This window comes from Streptococcus parapneumoniae, from assembly GCF_037076355.1.
In the GTDB taxonomy this organism is placed as follows: Bacteria; Bacillota; Bacilli; order Lactobacillales; family Streptococcaceae; genus Streptococcus; species Streptococcus parapneumoniae.
Window position 1 is genome coordinate 1,174,980 of sequence record NZ_AP026968.1, and the last position, 10,201, is coordinate 1,185,180.

General features: G+C 38.2%; 13 protein-coding genes, 1 pseudogene and 1 other annotated feature. Of the genes and pseudogenes, 4 read left to right on the forward strand and 10 right to left on the reverse strand.

Going from position 1 to position 10,201, the window contains the following annotated elements:
• Nucleotides 1-77 precede the first annotated feature (77 nt).
• Nucleotides 78-917: a DegV family protein gene (locus SP4011_RS06055; protein ID WP_173282887.1), complete on the reverse strand. Its 840-nt coding sequence runs from the start codon at nucleotides 915-917 to the stop codon at nucleotides 78-80.
• A gap of 141 nt (nucleotides 918-1,058) precedes the next feature.
• On the opposite strand from SP4011_RS06055, the gene SP4011_RS06060 reads away from it, so the two are divergent.
• Complete coding sequence (locus SP4011_RS06060; RefSeq protein ID WP_050243034.1) at nucleotides 1,059-1,907, forward strand: YitT family protein; 849 nt, start codon at nucleotides 1,059-1,061, stop codon at nucleotides 1,905-1,907.
• Between the two features lie 87 nt (nucleotides 1,908-1,994).
• Here SP4011_RS06060 and SP4011_RS06065 read toward each other — a convergent pair whose 3' ends face one another.
• Nucleotides 1,995-2,912: a bifunctional riboflavin kinase/FAD synthetase gene (locus SP4011_RS06065; RefSeq protein WP_338618229.1), complete on the reverse strand. Its 918-nt coding sequence runs from the start codon at nucleotides 2,910-2,912 to the stop codon at nucleotides 1,995-1,997.
• Between the two features lie 307 nt (nucleotides 2,913-3,219).
• On the opposite strand from SP4011_RS06065, the gene SP4011_RS06070 reads away from it, so the two are divergent.
• Nucleotides 3,220-3,378: an SPJ_0845 family protein gene (locus SP4011_RS06070; protein ID WP_173282886.1), complete on the forward strand. Its 159-nt coding sequence runs from the start codon at nucleotides 3,220-3,222 to the stop codon at nucleotides 3,376-3,378.
• 29 nt (nucleotides 3,379-3,407) lie between these two features.
• A pseudogene (locus SP4011_RS06075) lies at nucleotides 3,408-3,541 on the forward strand (TIGR03943 family protein); the annotation flags it as partial.
• 220 nt (nucleotides 3,542-3,761) lie between these two features.
• On the opposite strand, the gene rpmA reads toward SP4011_RS06075, so the two are convergent.
• The 4 genes from rpmA to SP4011_RS06095 all read right to left on the reverse strand — a co-directional run bounded on the left by rpmA (nucleotide 3,762) and on the right by SP4011_RS06095 (nucleotide 5,620).
• A complete protein-coding gene (rpmA, locus tag SP4011_RS06080; RefSeq protein WP_000916509.1) occupies nucleotides 3,762-4,055 on the reverse strand; it encodes a 50S ribosomal protein L27 in 294 nt (97 codons plus the stop codon).
• Nucleotides 4,056-4,071: 16 nt separating this feature from the next.
• Nucleotides 4,072-4,416 carry a ribosomal-processing cysteine protease Prp gene (locus SP4011_RS06085; RefSeq protein WP_000613699.1) on the reverse strand — a complete coding sequence of 115 codons (345 nt, stop codon included), beginning with the start codon at nucleotides 4,414-4,416 and terminating at the stop codon, nucleotides 4,072-4,074.
• A 15-nt stretch (nucleotides 4,417-4,431) separates the two neighbouring features.
• Nucleotides 4,432-4,746, reverse strand: coding sequence for a 50S ribosomal protein L21 (gene rplU, locus SP4011_RS06090; protein ID WP_000109141.1), 315 nt, complete (start codon nucleotides 4,744-4,746; stop codon nucleotides 4,432-4,434).
• Between the two features lie 35 nt (nucleotides 4,747-4,781).
• Nucleotides 4,782-4,869, reverse strand: a sequence feature (ribosomal protein L21 leader region).
• 58 nt (nucleotides 4,870-4,927) lie between these two features.
• Complete coding sequence (locus SP4011_RS06095) at nucleotides 4,928-5,620, reverse strand: YoaK family protein (RefSeq protein WP_044012402.1); 693 nt, start codon at nucleotides 5,618-5,620, stop codon at nucleotides 4,928-4,930.
• 410 nt (nucleotides 5,621-6,030) lie between these two features.
• Here SP4011_RS06095 and SP4011_RS06100 point away from each other — a divergent pair, with 410 nt between their 5' ends.
• Nucleotides 6,031-6,330: a YbaB/EbfC family nucleoid-associated protein gene (locus SP4011_RS06100; protein ID WP_000981526.1), complete on the forward strand. Its 300-nt coding sequence runs from the start codon at nucleotides 6,031-6,033 to the stop codon at nucleotides 6,328-6,330.
• 282 nt (nucleotides 6,331-6,612) lie between these two features.
• On the opposite strand, the gene pta is transcribed toward SP4011_RS06100, so the two are convergent.
• Genes pta through SP4011_RS06120 form a run of 4 tightly spaced genes read right to left on the reverse strand, consistent with a single transcriptional unit; the run spans nucleotide 6,613 to nucleotide 9,996 of the window.
• Nucleotides 6,613-7,587 (reverse strand): phosphate acetyltransferase, encoded by a 975-nt coding sequence (gene pta / locus SP4011_RS06105; RefSeq protein ID WP_173217834.1) that lies wholly within the window; start codon nucleotides 7,585-7,587, stop codon nucleotides 6,613-6,615.
• Nucleotides 7,588-7,629: 42 nt separating this feature from the next.
• Nucleotides 7,630-8,526: an RluA family pseudouridine synthase gene (locus SP4011_RS06110; RefSeq protein ID WP_338618253.1), complete on the reverse strand. Its 897-nt coding sequence runs from the start codon at nucleotides 8,524-8,526 to the stop codon at nucleotides 7,630-7,632.
• Nucleotides 8,523-9,341, reverse strand: a complete 819-nt coding sequence (locus SP4011_RS06115) for an NAD kinase (RefSeq protein WP_338618255.1) — start codon at nucleotides 9,339-9,341, stop codon at nucleotides 8,523-8,525. The genes SP4011_RS06110 and SP4011_RS06115 overlap by 4 nt, the downstream gene beginning before the upstream one ends.
• Nucleotides 9,325-9,996 carry a GTP pyrophosphokinase gene (locus SP4011_RS06120; protein WP_173212668.1) on the reverse strand — a complete coding sequence of 224 codons (672 nt, stop codon included), beginning with the start codon at nucleotides 9,994-9,996 and terminating at the stop codon, nucleotides 9,325-9,327. The genes SP4011_RS06115 and SP4011_RS06120 overlap by 17 nt, the downstream gene beginning before the upstream one ends.
• Between the last annotated feature and the right edge of the window lie 205 nt (nucleotides 9,997-10,201).

The following is a 10,201-nucleotide window of genomic DNA, read 5'->3' on the forward strand; positions in this document are numbered from 1 at the left end:
TAACAAATATAATCATATCCTAAAATCCCTTTTAGGTCAAGTTAAAAACGCTATTTCTTCCCATTTTCTTTATTTTTTTAGGAGTGGTAACGTACCAAAATAGCCCAAGCATTCTCACCTGTGTGCGTTTGAATAATGGAACCCGTTTCCAAAACAGAAATTGGCTTTTCAACATAAGCTTGTAAGCTTTCTTTCATCTCTTTTGCCCAATCATCACTACCAGAATATGAAATTCCAATCTCTGCTACAGAACGTTCAGAAAGCGATGTTATCAACTCATCTAACCATTTTTTAAAAGTTTTAGCTCCACGACCTTTAACCATTGGCTGCAATTCATGGTCTTTCATTTGCATGACAACACGGATATTGAGAAGGGAGCTCAACAATCCAGTTACACGGCCAATTCGTCCACCTTTGACAAGATTTTCCAAAGTTGAAACGCCAATATAAAGTTCTGTGTTGTTTTTAACCTCTTCTACATGAGATAAAATTGTCTCCATATCTTTGCCTTCTTGTGCTAATTTAGCAGCTTCGACAACTTGGAATTTCAAGGCTTGGTCAGTGAAGGAACTATCAACAACAGTCACATCTGCAGTAGATAAACTAGCACCCTGGCGTGCTGCTTCTACAGTCCCTGAAAGAGCATGGGACATATGAATAGCAAGAATCTGGCTACCATCCTTGCATAGGTCTTCAAACACTTCAGCAAAGACACCTACAGGCGGTTGACTTGTTTTCGGAAGATTCTTAGCTTCTTGCATCAACTGAAGAAATTTACCTTCTTCTTTCAAATCAGCATCAGAATAAACAACATTATCAATCATTACAGATAATGGAACAATTGTAATATCTAATTGCTTTACTAGTTCTGGTTCAATAGTAACAGATGAATCGGTTACAATCTTAATTTTTGTCATAGTATCAATCTTTCTATTTTAGGATTCAGATTGGTTTTCTTACTTCTAATTATATCAAAAAAAGATTAAAAATCCTAATGGAGTCACTCAAATTTTCCTTAAAAATTTGATATAATCTACTTATAAGAAAAGAGGTGTCCTATGATTAAAAAAATTTACCCCATTTTAACCATTTTATTAGGAGCTGCTATTTATGCTTTTGGTCTAACTTATTTTGTAGTTCCTCATCATCTCTTTGAAGGAGGGGCGACAGGCATTACCCTTATCACCTTTTATCTTTTTAAAATCCCTGTTTCGCTCATGAACTTGCTGATTAACATTCCCCTTTTCATCCTAGCTTGGAAAATATTTGGAGCAAAATCCCTCTACTCTAGTTTACTAGGAACCTTAGCCTTATCCGCCTGGTTGGCCTTTTTTGAACGTATTCCCCTTCATATTGATCTTCAAGGTGATTTACTAATCACTGCCCTTATAGCGGGAATTCTATTGGGAATCGGTCTTGGAATTATCTTTAATGCTGGAGGTACAACTGGTGGTACTGATATTCTAGCTCGTATTCTCAATAAATACACCCATATATCCATGGGGAAACTGCTCTTTATCTTAGATTTTTGTATTCTCATGCTCATTCTCCTTATCTTCAAGGATTTGAGATTGGTTTCCTACACGCTCTTATTTGATTTTATCGTTTCTCGTGTCATTGATTTGATTGGCGAAGGTGGCTACGCAGGTAAAGGCTTTATGATTATCACAAAACGTCCTGACCAACTTGCTAAGGCGATCAATGATGACCTAGGAAGAGGTGTTACTTTCATCTCAGGTCAAGGCTACTATAGTCAAAAAGATTTGAAGATTATCTACTGTATTGTCGGTAGAAATGAGATTGTGAAAATGAAGGAAATGATTCATCGAATCGATCCTCAAGCCTTTATAACCATTACAGAAGCCCATGAAATCCTTGGAGAAGGATTTACCTTTGAAAAAGAATAAAAAGAGGTAATGTCGTGACCTCAAAAGTTAGACTTATTCATCTATCTTTTGGGTTACAAACAACCTCTTTTTTAATTACTCAAACTCTTATGACCAATTCCGAGCTACTTCTTCATCAGCCTTTAACTGATCTACTAATTGGTCAACTGAGTCAAATTTAGTCATATCTCGAATGCAATCAAGCCAATAAACCATGACGGTTTCCCCATAAATATCTTGATTAAAATCAAAAATATTGACTTCAAAACGTGCTTCTTCTCCATCAAAGGTCACATTTTTCCCGACACTAGCCATAGCACGATACTTCTGTCTTTGAATCTCAACATCAACGACATAAACGCCATCTGCTGGCATATAAGTACGGTCTAAAAGCACTAAATTAGCTGTTGGATAACCAATCGTACGACCACGAGCATTACCATGAACCACCATACCTCTGGATGGAAGCGGTGCCCCCAAAAGTTCTCCTGCTTCTTTCACATTTCCATCTAAAATAGCTTGACGGATACGAGTTGAACTAATCTTTCCTTTCTCATCTTCTACAGGTGGAACAATGATAACTTCTCCATCAAAGTAATCCTTTAAATCTTCTGCTGTTTTTTTGTCAGAACCAAATGTATAATCAAAACCTGCAACAATAATTTTGGCATTCATAGCCTTGATATAAGTTGCAAAAAATTCTTCTGCCGTGAGACTAGCGAATTGACTACTAAAATCAAGGAGATATAATTCCTCTACACCTTCACGCTTTAATTTTCTTTCACGTTCAGCAGGATTTAAAATATGTAAAAACAAATCTGGATGATAAGGCTCTAAAGCAATCTTTGGTGATTCATTAAAGGTCATAACCACGATAGGCAATAAATCCTTTCTCGCAGCCTTATTGGCAACACGAAATAATTCTTGATGCCCCTTATGTATGCCATCAAAATAGCCAAGAACAACGACTGAATCAGATGGTGTGCCAATATCTTTTTGGTTTTTTATAGGAATAGTAATAATCATAAACTAATTATATCATAGCGATAGCTATTTCTGGAACAGAAAATCTGAAATGTCGTTTTTTTAACCTGAAGTGTACCTGTTTTCAAAAAGCTCTTCACTCTATCGTTGCTTAACTATGAACTTTGCAATATTCTTCTCAAAAACTTGTAGGCCATCTTCAAAAGTTTGAAAGGAGTGATTAGACTTGTTCAGTAACCATAAAGTGTCATACTATGCTTATGTATGAAAAAGCAATGCAACTAACTCCTGAGAACTTTAAATTACTAATTGGTGCCGAAAAGGTAGAATTTAGAATCGAGGTACACCTATGGCTGTAAAATTTACAAAACAAGACAACTTGGGCAAGATGTTTGAAGAGTTTCCTAAACTCCCTGATTTGAAGCAAGTCACTTTCCCTGATGACAAAGAAAAAAGCCAAAGCAGTAAAGAAAAACTAGATGACTGCTTTCCAACAACTCTCATCTAGTATGCTTCAGACTGGCGCTATTTTTCTCTCCATCTGTTAGCTTGGATTCTCAGACAGTTTCAGCTAAAGAATATCTTTTCCCTCATCAGAAGGAACGAATCAAGCCATTCAGACAAGTGAAGGGACGACAAGCCAATATTTGAAACCAGATACCAGTTCTTATAGTCAATTGAAATAAAATCTGAAGAAATCGAGTAGGAAACTCAAATCAATTTTTAACAGTGTTCTATTCCAGATTCAATCCACTATACATATTAAAAAGTATGGGTATCAAAACAAAAAAATAGGCTCTCCGAAAACTCGGAAAGCCTTATTTAATGCTATTTCTAGCTTCCTCGCCTTTACATTTCAAGGCTCAGGATAAAAAGGTTCACTGAACCTTTTTATTTAGCGATTGGGTAAACAGAAACTTGTTTTTTATCGCGTCCTTTACGTTCAAAGCGTACTACGCCCTCAACTTTAGCGAACAAAGTATCGTCTCCACCACGTCCAACGTTTACACCTGGGTAGATATGTGTACCACGTTGACGGTAAAGGATTGATCCACCTGTTACAGTTTGTCCGTCAGCTGCTTTAGCTCCAAGACGTTTTGCTTGTGAATCACGTCCGTTTGATGTAGAACCTCCACCTTTTTTGTGGGCGAAAAGTTGCAAGTTGTTAAGAGTCATTTTTAACATAATGTTTTCCTCCGTGTTAGTTTTCTGTGATAACTCTGGTTTGGACGAACTCAGAAGAGTTCTCCGATAAGTTTGCCATACCTAAGAAAAATGATTCAAAGAATAACTGGGTCATTTCTCTCTGGTGTGAAGGCAGGTCTTTTGGAATCTCAACCATCAGATAGCCACCTTCATCTTCGTTTAATTCTAGGATTGGTTCATAGCCTGCAAATTTCTCAATGGAATTGATAAAGTTAATGGCAAGCGTAGAAACCGATGCACACACGACATCTAAGCCGTATTCGCCACTCTCGGCGTGTCCAGTAATTTCCGCACTCCTCAGCTCGCCATCTTCGGCTCTCTCAAAGACTGCCTGTATCATGTGTTCTCCTTAAAATTAAGCGTTAATTGCGTTGATGACAACTTTTGTATATGGTTGACGGTGACCTTGTTTACGGTGGCTACCTTTTTTAGGTTTGTACTTGTAAGTAACAACTTTCTTTTGTTTTCCTTGTTTTTCAACAGTTCCAACTACAGTAGCTCCAGCAACAAGTGGAGTTCCGACAACAGTGTTTTCACCACCAACAAGAACAACTTCGTTAAAAGTAACTTCTTGACCAGCTTCAACGTTCAATTTTTCAACGTAAACTGCTTGACCAACTTCAACTTTAACTTGTTTTCCGCCAGTTTTGATAATTGCGTATGTGCTCATTATGCACCTCCTATGATTTTTATGGGTTTCCCCGATTTTTTGTGAAGACTCGCCTAGCATCGTGGGACGAACCACTTAAACTTGAATAATCAAGCAACGATGTTCGTGCGGTTGCACAGGAACGTGCATAGTCAACTCTCTAAGTATAGCATATCTCCTATTTTCTTACAAGTAATAACACCTAAAATGAAGCTTTTTCTTTTACTTTTTTCCGCCACGAGGCAAAAAGCATACTGAGATAAAAAATGCTCATCATAATAGGAACACCAAGAATGGTCTTTTCATGATAGAAAATCGTCAAATAAGCTGAAAAGACAACACCAAGGACAAAACTACTAAGCAGGCTAACAAATATGAACCCTTCACGCAAAAAAGGTGTGTGCTTGGTTCGGAAATAATCCCCAAAAGCTAGCATGGTTCGTTTGATATTCCCTGTCATAAAAGCGTTATTGTAGGCAATACCCGATACTTCTCCAAAAGCAGTTGTCACCAGTCCCATACAGAAGGCCAAGGGCGGCACTAGATAGATATTATCTACAGTCTGCGGAACAAAACCAATAATGATTGATAGGATTGCCAAAGGAATCAGTGACAGAATTGGCTTTTTTACAATTCTCAATTTTTCCTTATAAATGGTTAGTAAAAAAACTCCCAGCATAAACGCTATTAAGGTTAAAAGCTTATCCCTAACATCCGAAACATTATTCTGTATTAGCTCTACCGAAAGAAAGACAACATTTCCAGTTTGTCCAGCTACAAGGGTATTCCCACGAACAATAAAAGTGTAAGCATCCACATATCCAGCACAAAACGTCAAAAAAAGTGCTAACCTTTTAGACTGACGTGATATTTTTCTTATAGGTAATAACCTCATTTTCCCTCCCATTGTATTTTCTCTTAGAATATTGTACCATTTTCTTTCTAAAAAATCGTAGGCTACCATTTAGATTTTACTATTAGCATAAAAATAATAAACAACTATTTTTCCAAAAATAGATAGAGGTAACATATTGGTAAACAAAGCATACGAACCTTTAGTAAAATCATTTCCATGAAACTAGAATAGAGCCCCTCTTAGCAAAAATCATTATTTTAATTTATTTCTAATTACTCCTTGACATAAATAACTCTTACCAATAAAAGACTATGTCTTAAAAAAATGATATAATAAAATCAATACTTGGGCTTGATGGCTATGCTACTAAGAACAATTAGGATAGAAAATCAGGCACTTGTTAACAACAAGGATTATCCCCTTGAGATGAAAGGAACTTTAGAAATCTTATGATGAACATGCAAAACATGATGCGCCAAGCACAAAAACTTCAAAAACAAATGGAACAAAGTCAAGCTGAACTTGCAGCTATGCAATTTGTTGGCAAATCTGCTCAAGACCTTGTCCAAGCGACCTTAACTGGAGATAAGAAAGTTGTCAGCATTGACTTTAATCCAGCTGTCGTTGACCCAGAGGACCTTGAAACTCTTTCTGATATGACCGTTCAAGCCATCAACTCTGCTCTTGAACAAATCGATGAAACTACCAAGAAAAAACTGGGTGCTTTCGCTGGGAAATTGCCATTCTAAAAACAAGGACCTAGAACAATACTTGTCGATAACAAAGGCTAAGAAAGGTGCAAAAATTATAAAAAACGCATAATAGCAGGTGTCAAAAACACTCAATATTATGCGTTTTCTAATGAAAAAATTCTCTTTTCATACTCATTTAATACTCTTCAAAAATCAAATTCAAACCATATCAGCGTCGGCTTGTCGTACTCAAGTACTGCCTGCGCCTATCTTTCTAGTTTGCTCTTTGATTTTTATTGAGTATAAAAAGCCTCTTCCCAAGGGAAAGAGGACTAAATCTTATTGATGAACAGCTTGAGCTGCTGTGATAAGAGTCAAATTGTAAACATCTTCTGCACTACATCCACGTGAAAGGTCATTAACTGGCTTATTCAAACCTTGTAAAACAGGTCCCACAGCTGAGAAACCACCGAGACGTTCTGCAATCTTGTAACCGATATTTCCAGCTTCGATACTTGGGAAAATAAATACAGTTGCTTGTCCAGCAACTTTACTTCCTGGAGCTTTTAAAGCTGCCGTTTCAGGGTGGAAGGCAGCGTCAAATTGCAATTCCCCATCTATTTCAAGATCTGGGCGTAGTTCGTGCGCACGTTGTGTAGCTGCTACTACCTTATCAACGTTATCACCAAAACCAGAACCTTTACTTGAATAGCTCAACATAGCAATTTTTGGTTCTATACCAAACATTTTCGCAGTGATTGCTGAATTAATCGCAATTTCAGCCAAGGCATCTGCATCAGGATTGATATTGATAGCACAGTCACCAAATAGGTAACGTTCTGAACCACGAGTCATTAGGAAGGCACCTGAAGTACGAGTAACATTAGGACGAGTTTTAATGATTTGAAGGGCTGGACGAACTGTTGCAGCAGTTGAGTGAAGTGCACCTGAAACCATACCGTCAACCAAGCCCATATATACTAGCATTACACCAAAGTAGTTAACGTCTTCACGTAAGAGTCTAGTAGCTTCTTCTTCTGATATCTTACCGTTTCGACGTTCAACGAGCGCAGCAACCATTTCGTCAAACTTAGCGTAGTGGTCAGGATCGATGACTTCATAACCCTCGTGAATCCCTTCAATTTCAAGGTAAATTTTAATTTTTTCTGGTTTACCAAGCAAGACTGGAATAACATCTGTTTCTTTTACCAAGCGTTTCGTAGCTTGAAGAATACGAGGTTCTTTTCCTTCAGGTAGAACGATGCGGACATTTTTACCAACTAGGTTGGCTCTTAGACTTTCAAAAACTTCCATGAGTTTTCTCCTTTAAAATAATAAATTATACTCTAATATATTTTATTGAGTATTAGTTGATAACTGTTTAATAAGGTTACTGAAATCATCCGGCAAGAGACTTGATACCTGCAAGTCTTGCTCTAAAAATGGATGATAAAAGGATAGGTAATGGCAATGCAGGGCCTGACGTTGAATGCCGTCGTCCAGACTACCTCCGTACAAATCATCGCCCAACAAAGGGAAACCAATATGAGAAAAATGGACTCGGATTTGGTGGGTACGTCCAGTATGCAGGCGAATGTCGACCAAGTGGATATTTCCATAAGAAGCGACAATCTTGTAGGAAGTATGGGCGTACTTCCCACCTTTAGCTACTCTTCTAGTGATAATAGAGTCTTCATCACGCGCAATCGGAGCAATAATTTCTCCTTCAGGCTCTAAATATCCATCTCCTTTAACCAGAGCAAAGTAGCGTTTTTCAATGGACTTCTTCTGCAACTGCTTGTCTAATCGTGCATGGGCATAGCCGTGCTTGGCAAAGAGCATCAAGCCAGAAGTATCTCTATCAAGCCTGGTTACAATGTGAACCTGCTGATTTTCATAATTTTGCTTGACATAGTAACCCTTGATAAAATTGGCAATGGTATTGGAGTGGTTGACACTAGGAATAGACGCCACTCCATAGGGTTTATTCAAGACTAGAAAGTGGTCATCCTCATAGAGAATATCCAGTGAGCGCTCGATAGCTTCCAGAGTTTCAAAGCCTTCCTCAGCGGGAATATCAATAGTAACGCGGTCCCCAATATCCAATAGATATGTTGCATTTTGCGGTTGGTCATTGACCAGAATAGCCCCACCTCGAAACTTAATCTTGGCCAGCAGCCCCTTAGAAACCTCGTGCTTTTTCAAAAAGGTCTTAACCTTGACATGTTCATCTGCGATAAATTCAAACCTCATTCATCCACCTCGCCGATAAAGGCATCCTTAACGCGGTTCCAGAAGCTGGTATGGCTAGGAGTCGCGACAAAGTGAATCTTATGATGATCAATTTGATACTCGATTCGCTCGATACTACGAAAAGAATAGACACTATTGTCAATCGAAATGGTGTGGTAATCATTTCTTGTTGGAATGAGTTCAATCTTATCCTTCTTAGGCACAATAATGGAAGAGCCCAGCGTTCGATAGACACGATTATTGAGGCTGGCAATTTCTGTCAACTGCAGAGCTTCAATGGTAGGGTGTAAAACAGCACCGCCAAGAGACTTGTTATAGGCAGTACTACCAGTCGGTGTCGAAACTGTTAGCCCGTCTCCACGAAAACGCTCAAAGGGAACACCATTGATGACAATATCTGCCACCATGGTTCGATCGGATCTGCGAATGCTGGCTTCGTTGAGGGCACGAAAAATCTTGACCTCTCCATTTCCAAGAAAAACCTTCACATTCAAAACCGGATAAGAAACCCTTGCTCCGGTATCCAGCTGCAAATTGGTCATTAACTTATCCAACTCAAAATCACGATAATCGGTATAAAAGCCCAGGTGTCCTGTATGAAGACCGATAAAGCGTACCTTATCAAGTTGGTCTTCGTACTTATGAAAAGCCGACAAGAGCATGCCATCTCCACCAATGGAAATGACAATGTCCGGACTGCTGTCATTGAGTATAAACTGATTTCTCTTCAAACGATCTCGCAATTCATACAAAACCCTTTGACTCTGCGGTTTTCTATTGGCTATCAAGTCAATTCGTTTACCTGTATTCTTCATCTGTATCGTCACTGTTTCCTACACCGTCATTTAATTTTCTACTCAAGGGATCAAAAAGTGCCTGGGCTTCTTGGATATCATCTCGAATTTTACCCATTTCTTCATCCAACTGATGGGCGATTCTAGCAGTAATTTCCAGTCGCTTCTTAATCTCCTCTGGGAAATCCCCTTGGTACTTGTAGTTGAGAGAATGTTCTATCGTTGCCCAGAAATTCATGGCCAAAGTACGAATTTGAATTTCTGCCAAAATAGTCTTGGCTCCATTGATGGTGTCAACCATATATTCTACTACCACATGATAGGAACGGTAGCCTGATGCTTTTCGATGAGTAATGTAATCTCGCTCCTGTATGATTCGCATATCCTGACGCTTACGCAAAATCTCCACCACTTCTCGGACGTCATCTACAAACTGAACCATCACACGTAAGCCAGCAATATCCTGCAAATCGTGTTCCAAGGTCGCATAAGTAATGCCACGACGAGCCATTTTTTCCTTGATACTTTCAATTGGCTTGACTCGACCGGTCACAAACTCAATCGGAGAATGCTTATTTTGCTTACGATATTGCTTACGAATACCACGTAGTTTAATCTTTAACTCACCAACAGCTTGAATGTAAGGATCTAGAAATTCTTCCCATTCTAAGGTCATATATTCTCCCTTGTTCTCATATTATCCGTCAAAAATATCTTTGATTTTTTCTCCAGATTCATATACAATAAATACAATGCTTATTATACCATAAGTGAAAAACGTTTACAAATAGTTGTCATGGCTTTTCAATAGTTGAGTTTTTACTTATTTTTCATTAAAATCATTTTCGTTAATTGCTATCATTTTTTTTAATCGTATTCAT